20 protein-coding genes, 1 tRNA gene and 1 pseudogene are annotated in these 23,806 nt (G+C 72.2%); 9 read left to right on the top strand and 13 right to left on the bottom strand.

Translation table 11 applies throughout. From position 1 onward, the window contains the following. Positions 1-8: 8 nt before the first annotated feature. Positions 9-687: pseudogene (locus tag AB0A65_RS12435) on the bottom strand (exonuclease domain-containing protein). A 214-nt stretch (positions 688-901) separates the two neighbouring features. Here AB0A65_RS12435 and AB0A65_RS12440 point away from each other — a divergent pair. Both AB0A65_RS12440 and AB0A65_RS12445 read left to right on the top strand, forming a co-directional pair. Further along, complete coding sequence (locus tag AB0A65_RS12440; protein ID WP_359950836.1) at positions 902-2,338, top strand: amino acid carrier protein; 1,437 nt, start codon at positions 902-904, stop codon at positions 2,336-2,338. A 25-nt stretch (positions 2,339-2,363) separates the two neighbouring features. Beyond that, positions 2,364-4,586 carry an ATP-dependent RecD-like DNA helicase gene (locus AB0A65_RS12445; RefSeq protein WP_359950530.1) on the top strand — a complete coding sequence of 741 codons (2,223 nt, stop codon included), beginning with the start codon at positions 2,364-2,366 and terminating at the stop codon, positions 4,584-4,586. Here the strand turns inward: AB0A65_RS12445 and AB0A65_RS12450 are convergent. Together AB0A65_RS12450 and AB0A65_RS12455 are read right to left on the bottom strand one after the other, a co-directional pair. Beyond that, positions 4,583-4,759 (bottom strand): hypothetical protein, encoded by a 177-nt coding sequence (locus tag AB0A65_RS12450; protein ID WP_359950532.1) that lies wholly within the window; start codon positions 4,757-4,759, stop codon positions 4,583-4,585. The two genes, AB0A65_RS12445 and AB0A65_RS12450, sit on opposite strands and share 4 nt — an antisense overlap. A 7-nt stretch (positions 4,760-4,766) precedes the next feature. Next, positions 4,767-5,258: a YajQ family cyclic di-GMP-binding protein gene (locus AB0A65_RS12455; RefSeq protein WP_359950534.1), complete on the bottom strand. Its 492-nt coding sequence runs from the start codon at positions 5,256-5,258 to the stop codon at positions 4,767-4,769. A 222-nt stretch (positions 5,259-5,480) separates the two neighbouring features. Here AB0A65_RS12455 and AB0A65_RS12460 point away from each other — a divergent pair. Continuing rightward, positions 5,481-5,562, top strand: a tRNA-Tyr gene (locus tag AB0A65_RS12460). 42 nt (positions 5,563-5,604) lie between these two features. Here the strand turns inward: AB0A65_RS12460 and AB0A65_RS12465 are convergent. After that, positions 5,605-6,816, bottom strand: a complete 1,212-nt coding sequence (locus tag AB0A65_RS12465; protein ID WP_359950536.1) for an ATP-binding protein — start codon at positions 6,814-6,816, stop codon at positions 5,605-5,607. A gap of 114 nt (positions 6,817-6,930) precedes the next feature. Here AB0A65_RS12465 and AB0A65_RS12470 point away from each other — a divergent pair, with 114 nt between their 5' ends. The 4 genes from AB0A65_RS12470 (at position 6,931) to AB0A65_RS12485 (ending at position 10,854) form a co-directional block, all read left to right on the top strand. Next, positions 6,931-7,059, top strand: a complete 129-nt coding sequence (locus AB0A65_RS12470; RefSeq protein WP_359950538.1) for a hypothetical protein — start codon at positions 6,931-6,933, stop codon at positions 7,057-7,059. An 8-nt stretch (positions 7,060-7,067) separates the two neighbouring features. Further along, positions 7,068-7,823 carry an ABC transporter ATP-binding protein gene (locus AB0A65_RS12475; RefSeq protein ID WP_359950540.1) on the top strand — a complete coding sequence of 252 codons (756 nt, stop codon included), beginning with the start codon at positions 7,068-7,070 and terminating at the stop codon, positions 7,821-7,823. Continuing rightward, entirely contained in the window at positions 7,820-9,784 is a 1,965-nt protein-coding gene (locus AB0A65_RS12480) for an FtsX-like permease family protein (protein WP_359950542.1), read from the top strand. The genes AB0A65_RS12475 and AB0A65_RS12480 overlap by 4 nt, the downstream gene beginning before the upstream one ends. A gap of 218 nt (positions 9,785-10,002) precedes the next feature. Then, positions 10,003-10,854 carry a siderophore-interacting protein gene (locus AB0A65_RS12485; protein ID WP_359950544.1) on the top strand — a complete coding sequence of 284 codons (852 nt, stop codon included), beginning with the start codon at positions 10,003-10,005 and terminating at the stop codon, positions 10,852-10,854. Positions 10,855-10,874: 20 nt separating this feature from the next. On the opposite strand, the gene AB0A65_RS12490 is transcribed toward AB0A65_RS12485, so the two are convergent. The 4 genes from AB0A65_RS12490 to AB0A65_RS12505 form a co-directional block, all read right to left on the bottom strand. Next, entirely contained in the window at positions 10,875-11,981 is a 1,107-nt protein-coding gene (locus AB0A65_RS12490; RefSeq protein WP_359950546.1) for an LCP family protein, read from the bottom strand. Positions 11,982-12,048: 67 nt separating this feature from the next. Continuing rightward, positions 12,049-13,164, bottom strand: a complete 1,116-nt coding sequence (locus AB0A65_RS12495) for an LCP family protein (protein WP_359950548.1) — start codon at positions 13,162-13,164, stop codon at positions 12,049-12,051. Between the two features lie 78 nt (positions 13,165-13,242). Continuing rightward, entirely contained in the window at positions 13,243-14,382 is a 1,140-nt protein-coding gene (locus tag AB0A65_RS12500; RefSeq protein WP_359950550.1) for an LCP family protein, read from the bottom strand. Between the two features lie 177 nt (positions 14,383-14,559). Beyond that, positions 14,560-15,462, bottom strand: coding sequence for a hypothetical protein (locus AB0A65_RS12505; protein WP_359950552.1), 903 nt, complete (start codon positions 15,460-15,462; stop codon positions 14,560-14,562). Between the two features lie 206 nt (positions 15,463-15,668). Between AB0A65_RS12505 and AB0A65_RS12510 the strand changes: the two genes are divergently transcribed. After that, the gene (locus AB0A65_RS12510; protein WP_359950554.1) at positions 15,669-17,234 is read left to right on the top strand and encodes a GGDEF domain-containing protein; all 1,566 of its coding nucleotides are present in this window, start codon (positions 15,669-15,671) and stop codon (positions 17,232-17,234) included. Here the strand turns inward: AB0A65_RS12510 and AB0A65_RS12515 are convergent. Next, entirely contained in the window at positions 17,216-18,130 is a 915-nt protein-coding gene (locus AB0A65_RS12515; protein ID WP_359950556.1) for an endo alpha-1,4 polygalactosaminidase, read from the bottom strand. The genes AB0A65_RS12510 and AB0A65_RS12515 overlap by 19 nt on opposite strands. Before the next feature lie 35 nt (positions 18,131-18,165). Continuing rightward, positions 18,166-18,987, bottom strand: coding sequence for a P1 family peptidase (locus AB0A65_RS12520; protein ID WP_359950558.1), 822 nt, complete (start codon positions 18,985-18,987; stop codon positions 18,166-18,168). A 327-nt stretch (positions 18,988-19,314) separates the two neighbouring features. Between AB0A65_RS12520 and AB0A65_RS12525 the strand changes: the two genes are divergently transcribed. Next, complete coding sequence (locus tag AB0A65_RS12525; protein ID WP_359950560.1) at positions 19,315-19,533, top strand: hypothetical protein; 219 nt, start codon at positions 19,315-19,317, stop codon at positions 19,531-19,533. A 150-nt stretch (positions 19,534-19,683) separates the two neighbouring features. Here the strand turns inward: AB0A65_RS12525 and AB0A65_RS12530 are convergent, their stop codons facing one another. The 3 genes from AB0A65_RS12530 to AB0A65_RS12540 all read right to left on the bottom strand — a co-directional run bounded on the left by AB0A65_RS12530 (position 19,684) and on the right by AB0A65_RS12540 (position 23,762). Continuing rightward, positions 19,684-20,316, bottom strand: a complete 633-nt coding sequence (locus AB0A65_RS12530) for a hypothetical protein (protein ID WP_359950562.1) — start codon at positions 20,314-20,316, stop codon at positions 19,684-19,686. Positions 20,317-20,463: 147 nt separating this feature from the next. Next, positions 20,464-22,002, bottom strand: a complete 1,539-nt coding sequence (locus tag AB0A65_RS12535) for an LPXTG cell wall anchor domain-containing protein (protein ID WP_359950564.1) — start codon at positions 22,000-22,002, stop codon at positions 20,464-20,466. A 179-nt stretch (positions 22,003-22,181) separates the two neighbouring features. Further along, a complete protein-coding gene (locus tag AB0A65_RS12540; RefSeq protein WP_359950566.1) occupies positions 22,182-23,762 on the bottom strand; it encodes an LPXTG cell wall anchor domain-containing protein in 1,581 nt (526 codons plus the stop codon). Positions 23,763-23,806: the final 44 nt, after the last annotated feature.

Here is a 23,806-nt window from a genome sequence, read left to right on the forward strand (position 1 = left end):
GGTCGTGCTCACCTCTGGAGCGGCCACCGCCGGTCCACCGTCTCCTCGCGGCCCTTGCGCTTGAAGTACGCCTCCAGGCTCGCCGCGTCCTCCGCGTGCCACCGCACCTGCGAGGCGTGCAGGTCCTGCGGCGTCAGGTCCCCGACCTCCGGGTACAGCGCCCCGATCGCACGGGCCAGCGCCACCGTCGCCGCCGCGTCCCCGACCGCCGAGTGCGCCCCGTCGTGGACCACCCCGTACTGGAGGGACGTCGCGCCCAAGGTGCGCTTCCCGCGCCGGTACTTGTCCACGCGCTTGTCGAGCACCGACGGGTCCACGACCGCGAGCCGCTCCCACGCGGGCTGCTCCAGGCCGTGGCGCTCCAGCTCGTACGACAGCAGCGTGCAGTCGAACCCGGCGCGGAACGCCACCACCGGCGTGCCCGCGTCCGCCGCCGCCCGCAGCGCCGCCGCGACCTCGGCGAGGGCCTCGGCCGGGGGCCGGCCCTCCGCCCGCACCCGCTCGTCGGTGATCCCGTGGACGCGGGTCGCGCCCGGGGGGGATCGGGACGCCCGGGTTGATCAGCCACGTCGTGTCGCCGGTGCCGGTGACCACGGCCGCCTGGACGATCCGGTCCTGCTCGACGCTGACGCCCGTGGTCTCCGTGTCGAACCCCAGCAGGGGCCCCTCAAACCATCGCTCGCTCATGTCCACACGGTACCGGGCGCCCCCGACATTCCCTCTGTATGCTTCCTCGGGCCTGACGAACCCCGCAAATCATCCTGAAGCACTACAGAAGCGATACCGGAGGCGATCGGTGCATTTCCTGGACTTCCTCGACCCGGTCACCGGCGCCGTCCAGACCTGGGCCGACGGCCTCAGCGCGAAGTACGGGGACGCGGTCGCCGAAGCGGACGCGTTCGTGTGGGGCGTCCCCCTCATCGCCGTCATCTTCGCGACCGGCCTCATCCTCACCGTCCAGCTCTCCGGCATCCAGTTCCGGCGCCTCGGCTACGGCCTGTGGCTCGCGCTGCGCAAGCGCGGCGAGCACGGCGGCGAAGGGGACCTCAGCCACTACCAGGCGCTGTCGCTCGCGCTGGCCGCGACGGTCGGCGTGGGGAACATCGGCGGGGTCGGGGCGGCGATCGCGATCGGCGGGCCCGGGGCGCTGTTCTGGATGTGGGTCACCGGGTTCGTGGGGATGGCCGTGAAGTACGCGGAGGCGCTCCTGGGCGTGAAGTACCGGACGGTGAACGCCCGCGGGGAGCAGTCGGGCGGGCCGCAGCGGTACCTGTCGGCGGGCATCCCCGGGCCGGTCGGGAAGGGCCTGGCGTTCCTGTTCGCGGTGTTCGGTGTCGCCGCGAGCTTCGGGATCGGGAACGCGGTGCAGGCCGGGAACGTCACGAGCGGCCTCGACGGGCTCGTGCCCGCGGACTCGTGGTGGACGCCGCAGCTCACCGGCCTGGTCATCATGGTCCTGGTGGGCGCGGTGATCCTCGGCGGCGTCAAGTCGATCGGGGCGGTCGCCTCCGCGCTGGTGCCGTTCATGATCGTGTTCTACGTGAGCGGGTGCCTGCTCGTGCTCGCGCTCAACGTCACCGCGGTCCCGGCGGCGTTCGCCGAGATCGTGTCGCAGGCGTTCACCGGCGGCGCGGCCGTGGGCGGGTTCGCGGGCTCGGCGCTGCTGCTGACGATCCAGATCGGGTTCGCGCGCGGCGTGTTCTCCAACGAGGCCGGGCTCGGCACGGGCGGGTTCGCGGCCGCCGCGGCCCGCACGGACCAGCCGGTGCGCCAGGCGATGGTGTCGATGACGCAGACGTTCATCGACACGATCATCGTGGTCACCATGACGGGCCTCGTCATCGTCGTCACGGGCGTGCTCGGCTCGGTGGACGCCGACGGGGGCCTGGTGACCTCGTCGGCGCTGACGCGCCTCGCGTTCGAGGAGGGCCTGGGCGGGCCCGGCACGCTCGGCGGCGCGGCCGGGGCGCTCATCGTCGCCGTCGGGCTCGCGACGTTCGCGTTCGCGACGATCATCGGCTGGTCCTACTACGGTGAGAAGTGCCTGGAGCGGTACACCGGCCGGGCGCTCATCCTGCCCTACCGGATCGTGTACGTGCTCGTGTCCTATCTGGGCGCGGTCACCAGCCTCGAACTGCTGTGGGGCCTGTCGGACATCGCGAACGGCCTCATGGCGCTCCCCAACCTCATCGGGCTGATGATGCTGACCCCCGTGGTGTACAACGAGACCCGCGAGTTCTTCTCGCGGCCCGACTGGCGGCTCCTCCCGTCCGAGGCGGTCGCCGACGCCCCCGCACCCGTCCCGACCAGGCGGATGGCACTCGCCGAAGAGGAATGACGGACCCCGCCGCTACCGTTGCGGGATGGCGGAGGAGCAGCGGCGCCCGGACGGGGCGCCCGGCACGGTCCTTGAGGCCGTGCTCGAACGCGTCACGTACGCGAACGAGGAGACCGGGTACACGATCGCGCGCGCCAGCCCGGCCCGCGGCGGCGCCGACCTGGTCACCGTCGTGGGGCCGCTCCTGGGCGCGCAGGTCGGCGAGTCCTTGTCGCTCACCGGCCGCTGGTCCAGCCACCCGAAGTACGGGCGCCAGTTCGAGGTCTGGTCCTACCGGACGGTCCTGCCCGCCACCGTCCAGGGCATCGAGCGGTACCTCGGCTCCGGGCTCGTCAAGGGCGTCGGCCCCAAGACCGCCGCGAAGATCGTCGCCCACTTCGGCACCGCCACCCTCGACGTCATCGACGCCGACCCCGGCCGCCTCATCGAGGTCCCCGGCCTCGGCCCCAAGCGCACCAAGGCGATCGGCGCCGCCTGGGAGGAGCAGCGGGCCATCAAGGAGGTCATGGTGTTCCTCCAGTCCGTCGACGTGTCCACGTCCCTCGCCGTGCGCGTTTACAAGCAGTACGGGGACGCGTCGATCGGCGTGGTCAAGAACGAGCCGTACCGCCTCGCCAACGAGGTGTGGGGCATCGGCTTCAAGACCGCCGACGCGATCGCCCGCGCCGTCGGCGTCCCCGAGGACTCCCCCGAGCGCATCAAGGCGGCCCTCCAGTACACGCTGTCGCAGGCGTCCGACGGCGGCCACTGCTTCCTCCCCGCCCCGAACCTCGTCGCCGACACCGTGGAACTCCTCGCGCTCCCCTCAGGACTCGTCGCGGCCGCGCTCGCGGAGCTCGCCGAGGCGGGGGAGCGGGTGATCGCCGAGGACGTGCCCGTCGGCGACGGCACCGTCCCCGCCCGGTACCTGGCGCCGTTCTTCCACGCCGAGCGCGGCCTCGCCGCTGGGCTCCTCGCGCTGCTGCGCACGAGCGAGGACCGGCTCGGCGTGTTCGGCGGCGTCGACTGGGACAAGGCGTTCGCGTGGCTGCGCCGCCGCACGGACGCCGAACTCGCCCCCGAGCAGGCCGACGCGGTGCGCCTCGCCCTGACCGAGCGGGTCGCGGTCCTCACCGGCGGGCCCGGCTGCGGCAAGTCGTTCACGGTGTCCTCGATCGTGGCCCTCGCGAGGGCGAAGGGCGCCAAGGTGATGCTCGCGGCCCCCACCGGGCGGGCCGCGAAGCGCCTCGCCGAGCTCACCGGGTTCGAGGCGCGCACGCTCCACCGGATGCTCGAACTGCGGCCCGGCGGCGACGCCGCCTACGACCGCGACAACCCCCTCGACGTGGACCTCCTCGTCGTCGACGAGTCCTCGATGCTCGACACGGTCCTCGCGAACAAGCTCGTCAAGGCCGTCCCGCCCGGCGCGCACCTGCTGCTCGTCGGCGACGTCGACCAGCTGCCGTCCGTGGGCGCCGGGGAAGTGCTCCGCGACCTCCTCGCCGCCGAGGCGGTCCCCCGGGTGCGGCTCACGCAGATCTTCCGGCAGGCCGCCGAGTCGGGCGTGGTCGCCAACGCCCACAAGGTCAACCGCGGCCAGTTCCCTGAACTCGACGGCTACCCGGACTTCTTCTGGTTCGCGTGCGACGACAACGACCTCGTCGCCGACCGGATCGTGGAGATCGTCTCTCGCCGCATCCCCGCCCGCTTCGGGCTCCACCCCGTGCGCGACGTGCAGGTCCTCGCGCCCATGCACCGCGGCGGCCCCGGCGCCGGGAACCTCAACGCCCGCCTGCAAGAGGCACTCACGCCCGCCCGCGACGGCCTCCCCGAGCGCCGCCACGGCGGCCGCGTCTTCCGCACCGGCGACAAGGTCGTGCAGATCCGCAACGACTACCAGAAGGGGAAGGCGGGCGTGTTCAACGGCACCATCGGGATCGTGCAGGGCATCGACGCGGTCGCCCAGACCCTCACCGTGCGCACCGACGAGGACGAGGACGTCGACTACGAGTTCACCGAGCTCGACGAGCTCCAGCACGCGTACGCGCTCACCGTCCACAGATCGCAGGGATCGGAGTACCCCGCGGTCGTCGTGCCCGTGACCACCAGCGCCTGGACGATGCTCCAGCGCAACCTCGTGTACACGGCCATCACCCGCGCGAAGCGCCTCGTCGTCCTCGTCGGCTCGAAGCAGGCCCTCGCGGTCGCCGTGCGCACCGCGGGCACCGGGAAGCGCCACACCGGGCTCACGCACCGGCTCGCGGCCTAGTCCTCCTGCGGGGCCTCGACCTGCCGCTTCTCGCCCTTCGCCGTCGGGTACACCACCCAGAACTCCGAGCGCTCGTCCTTCTTGTACGAGCGCTGGGTCACCACGACCATGAGCGCGACGAGGCCCCCGCCCACGACGAACAGGGCGAGGGCGACCAGGTCGGAGACGTCCACGGCCGGGTCAGCGGTAGTTAGTGAACTGGAGCGCCACTTCGAGGTCCTTGCCCTTCAGGAGCGCGATGACCTCCTGGAGGTCGTCCCGCTTCTTGCCGGTGACCCGCAGCTTGTCGCCCTGCACCTGCGGCTTGACGCCCTTCGGGCCCTCGTCGCGGATGATCTTGCCGATCTTCTTCGCGTCCTCGGTGGAGATCCCCTGCTTAAACGCGACGTCGATCTTCGTCTCCTTGCCGGACTGGCGCGGGTCGCCCGCGTCCAGGGCCTTCAGGGAGATGCCCCGCTTGATGAGCTTCTCCTTCAGGACGTCGAGGGCCGCCTTGGCGCGGTCCTCGGTCTCGGCCGAGATCACGGCCGCCTCGTCCCCCGAGCGCTCCACGCCCGCGCCCGTCCCGCGGAAGTCGAACCGGGTCCCCAGCTCCCGCTGGGTCTGGTTGATCGCGTTGTCGAGCTCCGCGAGATCGATCTCGGAGACGATGTCGAACGAGGCGTCGGCCATGGCGTCCGGTCCTTCCAGTGTCGTAGGCGGCTCAGCGTCGGCGCTGCGGCGGGCGCGGCGGCGCGGCGCCGCGCAAGGGGCGCGACCGCCAAGCTTAGTCCGGGGCCGCCGCGGCGGGCGACCGCGCCCGCGGCGGGGGCAGTGAACGCCGTCTCAACGGGGGAGAACCCGCTTGCGGACCCGGTGGGAGGGGACGCTATTCTTGCTCTCGCTACACGCCACGGCAGGTTACCCAAGTGGCCAAAGGGAGCTGACTGTAAATCAGCCGTCATCGACTTCGCAGGTTCGAATCCTGCACCTGCCACCGACGAGGCCCGCATCGACAGATGCGGGCCTTTCGCGTCGCTCAGGACTGCGCGGCGGGCGCCGCCTCCTCGCGGGGCAGCCACGCCGCCGTCTCCCAGCCGCCCTCCGGGCGCACCTGCGCCCGCAGCTGACCGCCCACGGCCTCCACGCGCTCGCGCAGCCCCACCAGGCCCAGTCCCCCGCCTGACTCGGCGAGGGGCTCCCGGCCCAGCCTGCTCCGAGCGGCCCGGCCGTCGTCCCGGACCGACACCTCCACGCCGTGCCCGCCCGCGGCGGCCACCACGACCCGCACCCGCGTCGCCCCCCGGGCGTGCTTGCGCACGTTCGTGAGCGCCTCCCGCACCACCCGGTGCGCCGTCGCCGCGATCTCCGGCGCCACCGCGCCCGCCAGCTCCGGCGAGATGAAGCACGTCGCGTCGGTCCCCTCCCGGCTGAACCGGTCCACCAGGTCCTCGATCTGCGACAGGTCCCCCAGCGGGTTCACGCCGCCCGCCGCGTCGTCGTCCCGCAGCATCCGCACCATCCGCCGCATCGACGCGAGCGCGGCCAGGCCCGCCTCCTCGATGTCCGCGAACGACTTCAGCGGGTCGGTCGCCGCCACCTGCCCCGCCTGCGCCAGCACCACCATGCCCGTGACGTGGTGCGCCACGAAGTCGTGCATCTCCCGGGCCAGCTCCAGCCGCTCGGCCCGGCGCACCTCCTCCTGCGTCTCCCGCCGCAGCTTGTCCATGGACCGCAGGTACGCGCCAAAGCCGATGACGCTGAGCATCGCCATGACGATCAGCGCCGTCCCGCCCACCGCCGAGCCCTCGATCACGAACAGACGCGACCCGATCGTCATCACCGCGGCCCCGGTCGCGAACGCGACCCACCGGCCCGGCGCGGCGTCCCAGTGGCGCACCGCGAACAGCATGAGCAGGCCCAGCGCGAGCAGCTCCGCGGTCCCCACGCCGCGCACCTCCCCCTGGTCGTACGCCACGTCGATCCCGGTCGCGGCCATCGACGCGAGCGCCGCCGCCGCGATCCACCGCTTGCGGCCCGGCCCGTAGAACGTGTACACGCCGATCGCGAACAGCGACGTCGCGATCTGCACCCACGACACCCACGACACGAACGGCGGCCGCTCGTCGGGGAGGCTGGACATCGACTCCGCGAGGAGCACCAGCAGCAGGCCCGAGACGGTGGCGATCTTGAGCAGCCGCATCACGAGCCGGTTGAAGCGGCCGCTCGCGGCCGCCCTGGGAGCGTTCATGGGCTCGAAGGTAGCCCGGATCCGGGCGTCCTCGGTCGAACGGCCGACCCGCGCCGCCCGAAACCCGTCGCCGAGCCGAAGCGGACGGACCCCTCCCGCGGCGAGGCTTGCACCATGAACGGATTCCTGGAAATCGGCACCGCCCTGGGCCTCGTGCTCACCGCGGTCTTCCTCATCGCGGGCACCGCAGTGTCCTTCCTCCCCGACCATCCCTTCTCCGACCGCCGGAAGGCCCGCCGATGAGACCCCCCATGCTCAGTGCCCGCGCCCTCGTCAAGCACTTCGGCACGGCCCCCGCGCTCGACGGCGTCGACTTCGCCGTCGCGCCCGGCGAGTCGGTCGCCGTCACCGGGCCCTCCGGGTCCGGGAAGTCCACGCTCCTGCACTGCCTCGCCGGGATCATGCGGCCCGACGCCGGGGAGGTCCGCCTCTTCGACGAGCGGATCGACACGCTCTCCGAGCGCTCCCGCAGCCACCTGCGGCGCACCAGGTTCGCGTTCCTCTTCCAGTTCGGGCAGCTCCTTCCGGAGCTGCCCGCCGAGGAGAACGTTGCCCTCCCGCTCATGCTCGACGGCACCTCGCGCAAAGACGCGCTCGGCCCCGCCCGCGAGCAGCTGCGGCGCCTCGGCCTCGAAGGCAAGGAGGGCCGCCGCCCCGGCGAGCTCTCCGGCGGCGAGGCCCAGCGCGTCGCACTCGCCCGCGCCCTCGTGATCAGCCCCGCGGTCGTGTTCGCCGACGAGCCGACCGGCGCGCTCGACCGCGCCACCGGCGACCAGGTCATGGGCGTGCTCCTCCAGACCGTCGCCGACCTCGACGCGGCCCTGGTCGTCGTCACCCACGACCCGCAGATCGCCGCGCGGTGCACCAGGACGATCGAGATCCGGGACGGCCGCCTCGGCGGCGTCCCGCGGGCGGGCAACGGCATCGGGGACCCCGCCGCGAGACGCCCGGTGATCGCCGGAGACGGCCGCTTCGGCCCCGAACCGGTCGCGGAGGTCTGGCGATGACCGAGCTGGCCTGGCGCCTGACCCGGCTCGGCGGGCGCAGCGCCCTCCTGAGCACCGGCCTGACCGCGCTCGCCGTCGCGGTCGCGACGCTGCTGCTCCAGTTCGCCGTGGCGGGGAACTTCGCGTTCGACGCCCGCGCGGACCGCACCACCTGGCGCGACGTGCCCGAAGCCGACACCGGCTCGGTGCTCCTCGCGACCGCTTCCGACCATTACGGCGGCGACTCGGTCACCCGAGTCGACCTCGCTGCGCTGGCCGGCGACGCGCCCGCGCCGCCCGGCATGGACGCGTTCCCCGCTGTCGGCGAGGTGTGGCTGTCCCCGGCCGCGGCCGACCTCCTCGACGGCGTCCCGGACTCGGACTTCCTGGCCCGCTACGGCGACGTCGAGGTCGCGGGCGAGCTCGGGCCGGAGGCGCTCGCGCACCCGAACGAGCTGGTCGTGGTCGTCGGGCGCAGCGCGGACGACCCGGCGATGGCCGCGGAGCGGTCGAACGCCGACACGGTCTCGCCGCGAGTCGTGGACGGCTTCGGGGGCGGGCAGCCGGACACGGTCTACGGGTTCTACCTGATCCTCATGGTCCTCGCGGCGATCCTCATGGCCGTCCCGGCGGCGGTGTTCGGCGCGGCCGCGGCCCGGCTGACGGTGTCGCGGCGCGACGAGCGGCTCGCGACGCTGCGGCTCATCGGCGCGACCCCCGGGCAGGTGATGCGGTTGACGCTCATCGAGACCGTGCTCGCCGCGGTCGCCGGTTCGATCGCGGGCACGGTCCTGTGGATGCTCGCGACGCCGCTGGTGGCGCTCATCCCCATCGACGGCGGCCGCTGGTTCACCGCCGACCTGTGGGCGGGCGCGCCCTGGATGGCGGTCGTCGCCCTCGCGGTCCCGGTCCTCGTCGCCGTCTCGGCCCTCGTGGGCCTCCGCGGCGTCGTGATCAGCCCCCTCGGTGTGGCCCGGCGCGTGAAACCCAAGGGCCTCAAGGCGATCCGGGTCCTGATCTTCGCGGGCCTCGCGGTGCTGTTCATGATCGCGACGCAGCTCGTCGGCGGCAGCATGATCGCCGTGGCGATCCTCATAGGACTGTTCGCCGCGACGCTGGCCGCCGTCAACCTCATCGGCCCCTGGCTGGTCCAGCGCCTCGGCCGCACCCTGGCCCGCACCGCCCGCGGCCCCGCCCGGCTCCTGGCGGCCCGCCGCCTCGCCGAGGACCCGAAGGCCGCCTGGCGCACCGTGTCCGGCGTCGCCATCGCGGGCTTCGTCGCAGGGTCGGTCGCCCTCTTCCCGATGCTCGTGACCGACACCGGGACGCAGGCCACCGAGTCGATCGCCGCGATGGTCCCCGCAGCGGACGCCGACGCCCTCGCCGCGACCCTCGCCGCCGAACTCGGCGACCGGGCCGACGTCGCCGTCGTCGACAGCAGCGGCTACCTCACCGCCGGCTCCGGCTCGGCCGTCATCGAGGCGACCACCTCGGGCACCGACCTCGAAGCGGTGCGCAGCACCATGACCGCGGTCCTCCCCGGCGACGCGCCCGAACGCGAGATCGACTCCAGCCTCATGTCGAACCGCATCGTCAGCTCGGTCCGCACCGGCGTCACCGTGGTCCTCGCAGTGGTCTTCATCACCGCCGCCGTCTCGACGGCGATCAGCGCCATCGGATCGGTCCTCGACCGCCGCCGCACCTACCGACTCCTCCACCTCGCCGGGACCCCGCAGCAGGTCCTCGACCAGGCCCGACGCCAGGAGACCCTGCTCCCGCTCGCCTTCCTCGGCGGCGCCTCGGTCCTCACCGGCATGGCCCTGACCGCCCCGGTCATCGGCGTCATGGGCTTCGACGCCAGCGGCGCCCTCATCCTCGGTGCGACCCTCGCGGCGGGAACGGCGTCGGTGATCGCCGCAGGCGCCCTGGCCAGGCCCCTGCTCCGGTCGGTCATGCAGGACGTGAGCCCCAGGCCCGACTAGCGCTGCCGATGTGAGGGGTTTCGGACGGGATGCCCACCCTCGCGCTGTTACGTCGTGCGGGAATGCGGGGCGCGGCGGGCGCGGGGGTGGGGCGGCGGGGTACAACTGATGGTGTGATGGTTAGGTTCGCCTAACCATGCTTCTCCAGGCGGGGCCGATTGCGCGGCTCGGGGGCCCTGCCGAACGGAGTCGTGAGCCGCCTGACCGAAGGAGCCCGAATGGCTGAACGTCGTGAGCGCAGGAGCCCGATCCTCAAGACCGCCGAAGTCGTGCGGACCGAGCGGGTCACCCCGCACATGATCCGCGTGGTCCTCGGCGGCGACGGTCTCGCGGACTTCCAGTGCGGCGACTTCACCGACCACTACCTGAAACTCCAGTTCCCGGTCGAGGGCGTCGCCTACCCCGAGCCCTTCGACATGGCCCGCATCCGCGAGGAGCTCCCGCCCGAGCAGTGGCCGGTCACCCGCACCTACACCGTGCGCCGCTGGGACCCCGCCGCCCGCGAGCTGTGGATCGACTTCGTCTACCACGGCGACGAGGGCGTCGCCGGCCCCTGGGCCGCCAAGGCCGAGCCCGGCTCGCTGCTGCGCTTCGCCGGACCCGGCGGCGCCTACGCGCCCGCCCCGACCGCCGACTGGCACCTCCTCGCCGGGGACGCCAGCGCGGTCCCCGCCATCGCCGCCGCCGTCGAGAGCCTCGCGCCCGGCGCGCGCGCCCACGTGTTCCTGGAGGTCGACGGACCGGACGAGGAGCAGCAGTTCAAGTCCGCGGGGGACGTGACCGTGACGTGGCTGCACCGGGGCCCGGAAGCCCTGGGGCGCAGGCTGGTCGACGCCGTCCGCGGGTTCGAGTTCCCGGCGGGCGACGTGCACGCGTTCGTGCACGGCGAGGCCGGGTTCGTCCGCGAGATCCGCCGCTACCTGCGTTTCGAGCGCGAGCTGTCGCGCGAGCGGATGTCCGTCTCGGGGTACTGGCGCTCAGGCCACGACGAGGACGGCTGGCGCTCGTCGAAGCGCGAGTGGAACGCCGTGGACGAGGCCGACGAGGCGAAGGCCGCCACCGGCGCCTGAACGCCGCCTGAGCCGCCCGCTCAGTCCGCTCCCGGGGACTCGGTGCCCGCGTCCGTGTAGCTGTCGGGGTTCGCGGCGTCGCTCTTGACCCATTCGGGGTTCGCGGCCATCCACGCGTCGAGCGTGTCGTTCTGGATCGCGAGCCACAGGGACGCCGCCGCCTCCGCTTCGGGCCCGTCGTGGATGCGCTCGATGTCGCCCCACTCGGTTTCCTGCTCGGAGCTGGCGGGGACGCGGACCGTCGTCATCGTGCTCGGGTCGATGTTGCGGAGGTTGATCGCGAGGTCGGCGATCGACAGGTCGTCGGGCCGGTCGATGCTCACCTTGTCCTCGCCGAAGCCCTCCAGGAGCTCCGTGAGCTTCGCGGGGTCCTGGAGGTAACCCTGCTCCTTGGCCTTCTCCAGGAGCGACTTGATGGCCTGCTGCTGGAAGTTCTGCCGCGCGTAGTCCCCGTACAGGCCCAGGTCGTAGTCGATCTGGTCGTAGAACTGGTAGCGCTGGCGCACCAGGTCGAGGGCCGCCTCCTGGTCGTACTCGTGGCAGCCCTTCTCGAAGACGCGGTCGGTGTGGTGGGACTGGAACTCCTTCCAGGTGCAGATCTCGACGGTGCCGACGAGGTCGACCATCTCGATGAACCCGTTGAAGTCGGCGGTCGCGCCCAGGTGGAAGTCGAGGCCGGTGAGGTCGTGGACGGTGCTCACGACGTTCGCGCGGGTCACGTCCCAGTCGTCGGAGATCGACGCGGCGTGGTTCAGCTTGTTCTGGCAGGGGTTCCCGTCGAAGGCGGGCCCGCAGTCGGGGATGTCCACGAGGAGGTCGCGGGGGAGGGACACCATGGTCGCCTGGGTGAGGTCGCCGTTGATGTGGACGATGATCATGGTGTCGGAGCGGGTGGAGCCGCCCTGCTTGTCCGTGCCGAGGACGAGGATGTTCAGGGGCCCCTCGATGTGGTCGACGTCCATCTCGGCCTGCGCGTCGCCGAGGATGTCCTCCTGCGGGATCACGTCGTCGGCCTTGTTGACGCCGTACTGGGCGATCGCCGCGGTGCCGCCGGCGACGACCATGGTCACCGCACCCGCGTACGTCATGAAATGGGCCCACCAGGGCGCGCCGCTCTTGCCGGCCATGCGTCTCCAAGCGTCGTCGGAAGTGTTCCGACTCTAGAGACGCCGCGGGCGCGCCCGGGCGTTGCCGCTAGTCGGCGGTCGACTCGGAGGCGCCGTCCCCGGAGGGGGTCTCGGTGGTGGGGGTGGTGTTGTTGCCGGTCTGCTTGACCCACTCGGGGTACTGGGCGATCCACTCCGTCATCGTGTCGTTCTGGAGGGCCTCCCAGAGCGCGTCGGCGGCCATCTGCTGCTCCCCTTCGGCGATCACCTCCGAGGAGCCGACCTCGGTCTCCTGGGACGTCGCGGGGACGCGGATCGAGGTGATGTCCTCGGGGTTGAGGTCGCGGAGGTTGAGGGCGAGGTCGATGGTGGAGAGGCCGTCGGGCATGTCCATCGTCAGCTTGCCTTCGAGGCCGTCGAGGACCTGGGTGAGGCGGGTCGGATCGGAGGCGTAGCCGTCGGCCTTGAGCTCCTTGATGAGCGCCTTGATGGCCTGCTGCTGCATGGCCTGGCGGCCGTAGTCGCCCCACAGGCCGGACTCGTAGTCCTCCGGTTCGTCCCAGGGGTAGCGCTGGCGGATGAGGTCGAGGGCCTCTTCCTTGTTGTAATAGTTGCAGCCTTCGGGGAAGACGCGCTTGTCGCCGTGGATCGACTGGATCTCGTGCCAGGGGCACAGCTCGATCTCCTCGACGAGGTCGACGAGGTCCATGAAGCCGTTGAAGTCGACGGTGGCGCCGATGTGGAACTCGACGCCGGTGAGGTCGTAGATCGTCTGCACCACGTTCGCGCGCGTGACCTCCCAGTCGTCGGAGATCGACGCGGCGTGGTTGAGCTTCTGCATGCAGGTGTTGTTGCCCCAGTCGGGGCCGCAGTCGGGGATCTCGACGTAGAGGTCGCGGGGGAGCGACACCATCGAGACCTCGGTGAGCTCCTTGTTGACGTGCACCATGATCATGGTGTCCGAGCGGGTCGAGCCGCCCTGCTTGTCGACGCCGAGGACGAGGATGTTCAGGGGGCCCTCGATGTTCTCGACGTCCATCTCGGCGCGGTTGTCGCCGAGGATGTCCTCGGACTCGATGGTGTTGTTGGCCGTGTAGGCGGCGTACTGGGCGATCCCGGCGGTGGCGCCGGCGACGACCATGGTGACGCCCCCGGCGTACATCATCAGGTGGGCCCACCAGGGTGCGCCGCTCTTCACTGCCATGAATCCCCCAGGGTCCGGACGGCCTCGACCGCGATCGTCTCGTTGTGGCGACGCCCCCCGGCCGCGCCCCGCCCCAGGCTAATCGGCGGTCTCTGACGCGCCGTCGGTAGGGGGTGCCGACGTGGTGCCGCCGGTCACGCCCGTGCAGTCGGGGGCGGAGTCCCCGGACAGCCAGGTCGGGTTGGCGCACGCCCATTCGTCGAGCGTGTCGGTCTGGATCGCCTCCCAGAGGGCCTCGGAGGCGGTCTGCTCGTCGGTGCCCTCGTGGATGATGACGTACGAGGTGCCGTTGATGGAGCCCTCGGAGGACGGGGTGCCGATCGAGAGGATCTCGTTCGGGTCGACGTCCTTCATCTGCGTGATCATGTCGACCAGGTTGTAGCCGCCGACGTCGACGGTGAGCGCGTCGCCGAAGGAGTTCAGCAGCTCCACGGCCTTCACCGGGTTCGTCGCGTACCCGAGCTCCTTGGCCCGCTCCAGGATCTTCTTGATGGCCTGCTGCTGCATCTTCTGGCGCCCGAAGTCGCCCCACGTGCCGTTCGCGTAGTCCTCGTCCGAGTCCCAGCCATACCGCTGGCGCACCAGGTCGAGCGCGTCCTTCTTGTCGTACTCGGCGCACCCGGCGGGGAACGTCTTGTCGGTGTGGATCGAGGTGATCTCGTGCCACGGGCACAGCTCGATCGTGCCCAGCTCGTCGACCATGTCGAGGAAGCCCTCGAAGTTCGCGATGGCGCCGCCGTTGAACTCGACGCCCGTCAGGTTCGTGATGGTCTCGGCGGTGTTCTGGAACGACTCGCCCCAGTCCTCGGAGTACGCGAACGCCTCCGTCAGCTTCGTCTGGTCCGCGGGGACCCCCGAGGGGATGTCCACGAGCAGGTCGCGCGGCAGGGAGATCATCGAGACCTGCGTGAGGTCCTCGTTGATGTGGACGATGATGTCGGCGTCGGTGCGCGCCTCGCCGCCCGCGTCCACGCGCTCGTCGGTGCCCAGGACGAGGAAGTTCAGCGGCCCCGTGATCGGCTCGCCCTCCTCCACCTCGACGCCCTGGTCGCCGAGGAGGTCCTCCTGGTTCACCGCGTTGTTGACCAGGTTGAGGCTCACCTGCGCGGCGATGGCGCCGCCGCCGGCGACGACCATGACCATCGAACCGGTGATGACCATCGCCTTCGCCCACCAAGGCGAGGTCGCCCTGGCGGCGTGCTTGATCGGGTCGCCCATTGCCTCTCCCGGAACTACGAGTGGGGGTGTCGCGGCGCAGCCGGGGGGGCTGGCCCGCTCTGCGGGGAACACGCGTGGTCTCCCGGCGGGGTTGCGTTCACCGAACAGTAGTTCATGTTCACCCGGTAACCGCCTCGTGCACCGCCCCCGCGGGCCTTGCGACCGGTCGAAACGGGACTACCAGAGCGAATACAGTATGACGCCTGCCACAGCGGCCGCGAGCATGAACGCGATTCCGAGCTTCGGTCCACTCCATGGACGGTCCGCGACCACCCGGCCCGTCTCGCCGTGGACCGCGACCATGCGCCGCCGCCCCCGGTGCGGGTACGACGCCAGCCACACCGGCAGCAGCACCAGCCGGTACCCCAGCCCCGCGTACGACGTGTCGATCACCGGCACGTGCTGGGCGTCCCCGCCGACCAGGCCCCGCACCTCCCGCTCCACCGCCGCCGCCATCCGGGCCTTCGCCAGCTCCAGGCCCACCTCCGGCTCCAGGTCGTACCGCTGCACCCACCGGCCCTCCAGCAGCCCCGGGTCGAACGCCACCGCGTCGCCCAGCGTCCAGTCCCGCGCCAGGTCCTCCAGCATCCGCGCGTCCACCCGCACTGTCGCCGCGACCGCCACGTCGGTGAACGACCGATCCACCGTGCCCGCCGCCGGACTCCACCGCACGCCCCGCACCCGCGAACCCCGCTCCGCCCCCGCCCGGCCCGCCTGCGACCACTCGTAGTCACCCCGCGCCGCCCGGTACCGCGAGCGCGTCCACGCCCCCCACACCCAGTGCGGCAGGTACGCGGCCCGGAACGACTCCGACTCGTCCACCCGCCGGAACGCCCGCGGCGCCAGCCACCGCCGCCGCGCCCGGTCCCGCAGCAGCCGCCGCGCCGTCGCCCGCTCGATCCTGAACGGCACCAGCGCGTCGGGCACCGTGATCGGCTCCGGCGTGTCGTCCGCGTACCGGGCCTTCGCCTTGGGCGCCAACGCCGCCCAGTCCGGGTCGACGAGCCGCCGGGCCGCGGGCCGCCCGTGCAGGGACGTCCCGCACGCGTCGCAGGCCAGCACCGTCGCCCCCGCGGCCACCGCCAGGGGCTCACCGCAGGACGTGCACGGACACGCAGGGAGCAAAGCCCACCGTCCTTCCATCTCGGGTCCTGCCCCGACTCTAAGCTCCCGACCGGCCCGCCGGACGGAAATGCTTCGCGCCCATGACCATCCGGGTCGTCGGAGTGCGGCCCCTCCCACCTGCGGCACTGGATATATCGCCGCAGCGGTGGCAGGATAGACGCGTGACGCCACGGAGGGAGCTCACGTCAGCGCGTGATTATGCCGACCAGTACCGGCGTCTGCGCGGACTCATGCGGTCCGGCCAGGTGGCCGAGGCCGTCAGCGAGGCGACCTGGATCGTCTACAACTCCGAGACCGCCCAGCAGCGCGCCCAGGCGTGGCTGTTCATCCTCCAGGGCCAGATCTCCCAGCGCGCCATCGACAAGATCCCCGGCACCATCGACCAGGCCGGCACCGCCGTCGCCCGCTGCCGCGACCCCCGCCTCGACGGGAAGTACCACGCGCTGGCCGCCTGGTACTACCACCACCACATCAAGTCCCTCGACTTCACGGCCCAGCGGCTCGTCCTCTCCTCCCGCGCGCTGCGGTCGATGACCGAGGCCAGCCAGGCCGCCGTCGACGCCTGGTACGACCTCGCGGTGATCCTCTCCAACTGCGGGTACCAGCAGCAGGCCGCCGGGGCCCTCGACCAGTGCCACACGCTCGCCGAGCGCGCCGGCGTCACCAGGTCCTCTGTGGAGGGCGTGGAGATCCGGGTGCGCGACGCCCTGCTGCGCTACTACACCGGCGACCCCCGCGCCTGCACCGGACTGCTCCGCCAGGAGCTGCGGCGCGTCAAGCCGAACCTCCACGACCTCGACACGCGGGAGCTGGAGTGGGTGCACTACGCGCTCGCGCGCCTCTCGCTCCTCGGGTTCAGCGAGCAGTGGTCGGTGGAGCACCTGCTCCCGGAGGAGACGTCGTCGGTGGAGGCGATGGACCTGCGGACGATGGCCCGCGCGTCCCGGCTCATCGCGCAGGCCCGGGGCCTGGAGGCCCTGGAGGTCCTGGAGGCGCGCGACATCGGCGACGAGACGCTCGGGGTCATGGAGCCGCAGCACCTGCGGTCGCTCGCGCTGGTCGCGAAGGGCGACCACGCGGCGTCGATCCTCGCCGCGCACGCCACGACGTACGCGCTGTACAAGCAGATCAACGAGTTCCACACGATCTACCTCGCGTCGGCGGCGGCCCTCGTCGACCACGACCAGCTGCGGCGCGCGGCCGCGGGCTGGGCCGACCGGGCGAACACCGACGAGCTGACGGGCCTGCCGAACCGGCGGCGCCTCGACGCGTTCCTCTCCGACGTCGAGGGCGACGGGATGATCGCGGTCCTCGACCTCGACGGGTTCAAGGCCGTCAACGACACGCACGGCCACCAGGCGGGAGACGCGATCCTCCAGCGGCTCGCCGCGCTCCTGTCGAGCGTCGTCAGGTCCGGGGACCTGTTGGCGCGCACCGGCGGCGACGAGTTCATCATGGTCCTCCCCGGCGCCTCGGAGTACGACGCCGACGCGGTCTCCCAGCGCATCCGCGTCGCCGTGGCGGCCGAGAACTGGGAGTACTCGGTGCCCGGCACGCCCGTGGACGTCTCCATCGGCTGGGCCCGCCTGGCCGCCGGCGGCAACCCGTCCCAGACCCTCTGGGCCGCCGACCAGGCGATGTACCAGATGAAGCGGTCCCGGAAGGGCCTTTTAACTCCTGACGACGACCTGGAGGACTTCGGCGAGGTCTACTGGCACGGGTCGTAGACCGTGTCGAGGTCGACTCCGGCTACGGCGCCCCAGAAGCCCTCTTCGGCGTAGTGGGCGCAGGCCGCGGCCTTGTTGGCGGGGTCGGCGGCGTAGTCGACGGCGAGGACGAGCTTCCCGGCGTCGTGGACGGCGCGGGTGTTGTCGAGGTTCTCGGCGCACCAGTCCTCGTCGCAGGGGGTGTCGGCGTTGAGGAACCAGAGCTCTTCGATGCCGATGCCGTCGATGGCGTCGAGGTAGCCGTCCTGGTCGATGAGCTCGGGCGAGTTCTGGGGGAGGATCGCCAGGTCCGCGCCGGCGTACTCGTCTGCCGCGATGACGAGGTCGGCCATCTTGCGGGCGAGGGTCTCGCGGGTCTCGCCGGGGACCGTGGCGAGGTCGATCTCCTCGTAGGCGTTGGGGACGTCGAGGTAGACGCCGTCGAACCCGGCGGCCGCGGCCTGGTCGAGGCGGGGCCGCATGACCAGGTCCCACCAGTCCTGCTCCCAGTACTTGACGAAGTACTCGTCGGGCCAGTCGCCCCACTGGTTGAGGATGAGGTCCGCACCGCTGGCGGCGACGGCGTCGTACTCGGGGCGGTAGGTCTCGATGGAGCCCATGGTGAAGTAGGCGTAGACGGTCTTCCCGGCCTCGTGCAGGGCGCCGATCTCCTCGGCGGTCCAGTAGCCGTCCCCGCCGTCGCGGGCCAGGTCGACCACGGCCGTGGGCTGGGGCGCGGCGGCGACCGCGTCGAGGGTGCCGTCCTCGTAGCCGGACAGCTGGTAGAGCCAGCTGCCGGGGGCGGCCTCGGCGCTGTCCTCGGTGAGCGGCTCGCCGAGCGGGTCGGCGTTGACGTCCGGGGTGCAGGCGGCGAGGAGGAGCGGCACGGCGAGCAGCGCGGCGGGGAGGCGTCTCATGCCAGAAGCATAAGCGCGCCACACAATTCGGACACTCACGCACTGCCTATGGCCTCGGCGACGGCCTCGACGGCGAGGGCGCGGACGACGTCGACCGAGGCGGGGAGGGTGCCCGTGGACGCGGCGATGAACGCGTCGCCGTCCATGCGGGTGTGCACGGGGCTGATGGCCTTCGCCAGGCCGTCGTGGGCGCCCTGCGAGACGAGCGCGCACTCGACCTTGTCGAGGCGGGCGTTGGTGACGACGGCGCCGATGGTGGTGTTGCGCCCGAACGCGCCGGACGCGAACCCCTCGGGGTGCAGCAGCTCCCGGTCGAGCGGTCCGGGCTCGCCGAACGCGTTGACGGCCACGAGCGCGGCGACGACGACCGGTCCGGCGGCGACCGCGGCGGTGCGCAGCCCTGACGGGAGGGTGACCCCGCGCCACTGGCCGACGGTGGCGCCGCGGCCGGCGCCCACGGGGCCGTCGAGTGCGGGCTCGAACGGCGCCATGGCGGCGTCGCACGCCTCGTAGCCCTGGGCGGCGCCCGGGACGGTGCCGGTGCCGTCGAGGTCGTAGAGGCCCAGCGCGGGCACGATCGGGACGGGGCCGCCGGGGGTGGGGACGCCGCGGCCGCGCTCGGCGAGCCACTGCATGACGCCGTCGGCGGCGGCGAGCCCGAACGCGGAGCCGCCGGTGAGCAGGACCGCGTCGATCCCGGCGTTGGTGCGGAGCGGGTCGAGGAGCTCGATCTCGCGGCTGGCGGGCGCGCCGCCGCGGACCTCGCCGGAGGCGAGCACGGCCTCCTCGAACAGCAGCACCGTGCAGCCGGTGTGCTCGCCGGTCCAGTGTCCGACGCGAACTCCCAAGTCCCGCATCCGGACAGCGTACCGCCAGGGGGCTCCGCGGCGCCCGCGGAATTCGATAACCGAACGGTAACTAAGTGCTTTGTGGACAGTGTCGCGCACTACATGTGACCCACGCGAAATCCCTGGATTTCCCTGGCCGAAGGCGCTTACCATTGATTCCAGAGGCACGGAGATGCGGAGCCGGAACGGCGAACCCGAACCGCTTCCGCCAGCGGCCTCCCGAAGCGGTCCAAGGCGATCGCGACGGTCCCCCGCCGTCGACAATGGCGTCATCGACGAGCGGTTCCCCCTTCAGAGATCCACGATCCGGCGTACCCCGCCGGGAAGGAATCAGCAATGAACGAGCTCGTTGGAGCTTTCCTCGCAGTCGACGCCGCCAACACCGCCGCCACCTCGGCCCTGCCGAACGCGCCGGTCGTTGACGACGGACGGGCCGACAAGCCGTATGTCTTCGGCGTCACCCGCCCCGAGAAGGTCCGCCTCTCGACCGCCGGCGCCCTGCGCCGCGTGGCCGACCGCGTCGAGGGCCGCGCCCTCGCCGGCCTGGCCCGCTAGGTCCGAGGCGAGCGCGCCCACAAGGCGCCGCGCCCGACTGCACAACTCAACCCACCGAACGCGACGCGCCGGCCTCTGGGCCCGGCGCGTTTCGTCCGCCCGGACACGGGAGCGGGCCCCGGCCGATTCGGCCGGGGCCCGCGTCTGCTTCTACCTGCGCGCGCAACGCGTCTCGATCGCGATCGCGCCGCTCAGCCGCGGGTGCGGCCCCGCACCGGGGCCGTCCCACGAGGCGGCGGGCTCCAGCCGGAGCAGGTCCGGCGACGCGGGGTCCCAGCCGGGCGTGCCGATCTGGAACGCGAGCTCGGCCGCGTCGATCGCGGCGGCCCCGTAGGCGCACGCGCAGACCGCGGTCGACGCGGGCGCGTCCGCGTCGACCAGGTAGTCCACGGGCCCGGTGAGGGTGAATACCTGACCGGGCGCGTCCGGGAAGTCGAGGAAGTAGCAGGAGACGCCGTTCCAGTTGTCCCCGCTGCTGATCCGCAGGCAGTTGTCGTAGTCCGCGGTCGCCTCGGCCCCGTCGACGGGCCAGCCGTCGGCGGTCGAGCCGCTGAACGTGACGACCACGGCGGCCGTGTCGGCGGGCAGCGGCGCCTCCTGGCGGAACCGCGGCGCCACTTCGACCGCCGCCCCGGGCGCGGCGCCCGTGAACGACAGGTCGGAGTGCGTGTACGGGTGGTACGGGTCGTCCTGGGCCTGCGCGGGCGCGGCGGTGAACGCGGCCGCCAGGGCCGCGAGCACTGCCGCGGCGAGGACCGCCGCGGGCCGGTGCGATGCCTTCATGGGGTTGCTCCTTCCGTCCGTCACTGAAACGAACTGGTGCCGCTACCGGTTGCGACGGCGGAGTCGAACTTCCGGTGAACACGGAGCGGGCGCCCGGCCTGTGGGGGCCGGGCGCCCAGCGGGTTCCCTCGGTGGTCTTCCGGTTCGCTATGCGGCGGTGGTGATGCGGCGCTTGCGGGCCGCGAACGCCAGGCCGGTGCCGGCGGCGAGGACGGCGCCCGCACCGCCGAGGAGCACCGTCATGGACGAGCCGGTGGTCGGCAGGTTCGGCGAGCCGCCCGCGTTGACGCTGAACACGGCGTCGTTGTCGGCCGGGTCGGCCTCGAAGCCGTCCTCCTCGTACTGGCGGGCCACCACGGCGAGCGTCCCGTCGTTCGCGGAGGCATCGCCGGTGACCTTGACGCGCACGTCCAGTTCCAGGGTCTCCCCGGCGGGCAGCGCGTCGAAGAAGCACGCGAAGTCGAGCCCGGAGAGGTCTTCGAGCGGCAGCAGGTCCGCCCACTCGGCGGCGTCGGGGCAGGTGACGTCCTCGTCGTCGATCGCGACGAGCTCCAGGCCGGCCGGCAGCGCGCCGAGGACCGCGTAGGAGCCGGTCTCGTCGAAGAACCGCACGGCGTCCGCCGGTCCGGCGTTGGTGGCCGACACGGTCACGGTGGTCTCCGTGTCCTTGGCGCCCTTCGCGTTCGCGTTGGCGACCGACAGGTCGTACTGCTGCGCGCCGCTCTGGACGTTGATGTAGCCGGTGAACGGGTTGCTGTACTCGTCGGGGCCGTCGGAGGCGGTGAGGCCCATCAGGTTCTCCGAGCCCTCGTCCCAGGTGACGCCGCCGTACCCGGCGAGCCCGTCCTCGTCGACCGGGAACACCTCGTACTCGCAGTCGCAGTACCAGTAGGGGCCGGGCAGGCCCGCGTCGAGCGCGTAGTCCACGGGCGAGAGCGCGAACGCGGTCCCGGGCTCGTCGGGGAAGTCGGTGATGACGCAGGTCGCGCCGGGGCCGCCGAAGGCGCCCTCGGTGCAGTTGTCGTACCCGGCGGTCACCTCGACGCCCTCGATGACGGCGAAGTCGGGGCCGGTGAGGACCGCGACGACCGCGGCCGTGTCGGCGGGCAGGGCCACCTGCTGGAGGACCTCGGCCTCGACCGCGACGGAGGAGCCGGGCGCGACGCCGGTGTAGTCGGCGATGCCGTGCAGGTAGGGGGCGTCGTCGTCGGTGCCGACGACCTCGATGGTGTCCTCGCGGACCGCGACGGTCTCGCCGTCGACGGCGAACGTGACGGTGTAGTCGTACTCGCCGGAGACGAGCTCCGCGGTCGGCGCGTACCTGAACTCCCAGAAGGACACCGCGTCGGCGTCCTCGGAGGTGCAGGAGACGGTCGTGGCGGTGTCGTTCACCGGGCAGTCGCTGCCGGTGCCGTCGGGCAGGCCGATCGTGAACGCGTTGTCGAGGGTGTCGAGCTCGACCACGGCCGTGACGTCGTGCTCGCCCGCGGCGAAGTCGTCGCCGAACGCGATGCGCAGGCCGAACTTCCCGGGCTCGTCGCCGAAGGCGATCGGCGAGTAGTCCTCGACGAACACCTCGGTGGGCGTGAAGGTCTGGGCCTGGGCGGGGAGCGCGAACGCGCCCGCCCCGAGGGCGGCGGCGGCCAGGGCGGCCGAAGCGCGGGCGGCGGTCTTGACGGGTGACATGGCTTGGGTTTCCTTTGCGGTGAAACGGATTCGGTCCGTTGCGGGGGTCTTGAGTACTAGACGAGGGGGCCCGCGGATCTGACGCACCCGATCCAGAGTTTTTTCATATTTTGTTGCGGTATGCGAAGAGCCCCCGTCCGGCCGGACGGGGGCTCTCGCTTCTCTGGTTCCCTGAGGGTCTACTCGGCGGCGTCGCCGCCGCCCTTGCGCCGGCGCGTCGTGGCGACGAACAGCGCGATGCCGACGACGAGCGCGGCGGCCGCGCCGGTGAGGATCCACGTCAGCGACGAACCGGTCTTCGGGAGCGCCCCGGAGCCGTCGCCGTCGAGCCGGAGCACGGCGGTGTTGTTGGCCTGGTCCGCGTCGAGGTCGCCCGGGTAGTCGGGGTTGCCGAACGCGACGACCTGCACGGACCCGTCGGCGTCGGCGCCCGGGTCGGTCACCTTCACGGTGAGCTCGAATGCGAGATCGCTCTCGGGGCCCATGGCCTCGAAGAGGCAGACGACGTCCGCGCCGTCCAGGTCGGCATCGGGCATCGTGTCGCGGAAGTAGTCCGCGGCGTCGTCCTCGCAGTAGGACCACTCGCCGACCGCCTCGGCGGCGACCGGCTCGACGCCGGCGGGCAGGTCCACGATGAGCGCGTACGAGCCGGGCCCGTCGAACACGGCCGGGGCCGCGGCGGTCCCGAGGTTCCGCACGTCCACCTCGGTCTTGACCTCGTCCCCCTTGCCGCCCTTGACGGTCCCGTCCGAGACGGCCAGGTCGTAGGGGTGCTCGGCGGTGCCGACGTCGATGTACCCGGCGTAGGAGTCGACGAACTCCGACCCGGGGTCGGCGACCGGCTCGATGCCGAACAGGTTCGCCGAGCCCTCGTCCCAGAAGACGCCGCCGAACCAGTCGTCGAGCATCTGCTGGTCGAGCGCCTCGACGGTGTAGGAGCAGCCGCACACGTTCATCGGGCCGGGCGCGGCCGCGTCCACGTCGATGCCGACCGGGTCGCTGAACGTGAACGCGGTGCCCTGCTCGTCCGGGAAGTCGGTGACCGCGCAGTAGACCACCGCGTACTCCTCGGCGAGGCAGTTGTCGTAGTCCGCGACCGGCCGCGCCAGGCCGTTCGAGAGGTAGTCGGCGCCGCGGACGGTGACGACGACCGCGACGGTGTCGGTCGGCAGCGGCCCCTCCTGGAGGAACTCGGGGCTGACCTGGACGGTGGACCCGGGCTCGACGCCGTCGAAGGCGATGTCGCTGTGCCAGTAGGCGAGGCCGTCGGTCGGGGCCACGACCTCCATGGTCTCGTCCACGGTGAGGACGGTCTCGCCGTCCACGGCGATGGTGATCGTGTACGGGTGCTCGCCGGGCGCGGCCTCCGGCTCGGCGGCGTACATGTAGCTGAAGTCCACGGTGCGGTCGGCGTCCTCGGCCGAGCAGTGGAGCAGGCCGGTGGTCGCGTCGGGGCCGCAGCCGCCGTACGACGGGTCGTTGTCGGCCCAGTAGACGACGCCGGTGCTCGGGGCGAGGTCGAACACGGCGGTCACATCGTGCTCGCCTTCGGCGAAGTCGTCGCCGAACACGACGGTCAGGGAGCCTTCGAGCTCCGCGCCGTCGGCGGTGATGAGGTGGCTGCTCGGGTGGACCACGTCCACGGGGACGGGGGCCTGCGCGTACGCGGGGAGGGCGAAGAGCCCGGCGCCGAGGGCGGCGGCCCCGGCGGTCGCGGCCAGGCGCGCGGTGCGCCGGGCCCGGGGGGAGGGAGCGTTCATGGCGGTGTTCCAGACAGGAGTGAGAGGACAGTCCCCTGTGGGCT

Source organism: Glycomyces sp. NPDC047010 (genome assembly GCF_040644205.1).
Lineage (GTDB): Bacteria > Actinomycetota > Actinomycetes > Mycobacteriales > Micromonosporaceae > Glycomyces.

Bases quoted from the DNA above. Each gene is read 5' to 3' on its own strand.
- AB0A65_RS12445 (WP_359950530.1), top strand. From the start codon at position 2,364: ATGGCGGAGGAGCAGCGGCGCCCGGACGGGGCGCCCGGCACGGTCCTT.
- AB0A65_RS12455 (WP_359950534.1), bottom strand. From the start codon at position 5,258: ATGGCCGACGCCTCGTTCGACATCGTCTCCGAGATCGATCTCGCGGAG.
- AB0A65_RS12465 (WP_359950536.1), bottom strand. From the start codon at position 6,816: ATGAACGCTCCCAGGGCGGCCGCGAGCGGCCGCTTCAACCGGCTCGTG.
- AB0A65_RS12470 (WP_359950538.1), top strand. From the start codon at position 6,931: ATGAACGGATTCCTGGAAATCGGCACCGCCCTGGGCCTCGTGCTCACC.
- AB0A65_RS12475 (WP_359950540.1), top strand. From the start codon at position 7,068: ATGCTCAGTGCCCGCGCCCTCGTCAAGCACTTCGGCACGGCCCCCGCG.
- AB0A65_RS12480 (WP_359950542.1), top strand. From the start codon at position 7,820: ATGACCGAGCTGGCCTGGCGCCTGACCCGGCTCGGCGGGCGCAGCGCC.
- AB0A65_RS12485 (WP_359950544.1), top strand. From the start codon at position 10,003: ATGGCTGAACGTCGTGAGCGCAGGAGCCCGATCCTCAAGACCGCCGAA.
- AB0A65_RS12490 (WP_359950546.1), bottom strand. From the start codon at position 11,981: ATGGCCGGCAAGAGCGGCGCGCCCTGGTGGGCCCATTTCATGACGTAC.
- AB0A65_RS12495 (WP_359950548.1), bottom strand. From the start codon at position 13,164: ATGGCAGTGAAGAGCGGCGCACCCTGGTGGGCCCACCTGATGATGTAC.
- AB0A65_RS12500 (WP_359950550.1), bottom strand. From the start codon at position 14,382: ATGGGCGACCCGATCAAGCACGCCGCCAGGGCGACCTCGCCTTGGTGG.
- AB0A65_RS12515 (WP_359950556.1), bottom strand. From the start codon at position 18,130: ATGAGACGCCTCCCCGCCGCGCTGCTCGCCGTGCCGCTCCTCCTCGCC.
- AB0A65_RS12520 (WP_359950558.1), bottom strand. From the start codon at position 18,987: ATGCGGGACTTGGGAGTTCGCGTCGGACACTGGACCGGCGAGCACACC.
- AB0A65_RS12525 (WP_359950560.1), top strand. From the start codon at position 19,315: ATGAACGAGCTCGTTGGAGCTTTCCTCGCAGTCGACGCCGCCAACACC.
- AB0A65_RS12530 (WP_359950562.1), bottom strand. From the start codon at position 20,316: ATGAAGGCATCGCACCGGCCCGCGGCGGTCCTCGCCGCGGCAGTGCTC.
- AB0A65_RS12535 (WP_359950564.1), bottom strand. From the start codon at position 22,002: ATGTCACCCGTCAAGACCGCCGCCCGCGCTTCGGCCGCCCTGGCCGCC.
- AB0A65_RS12540 (WP_359950566.1), bottom strand. From the start codon at position 23,762: ATGAACGCTCCCTCCCCCCGGGCCCGGCGCACCGCGCGCCTGGCCGCG.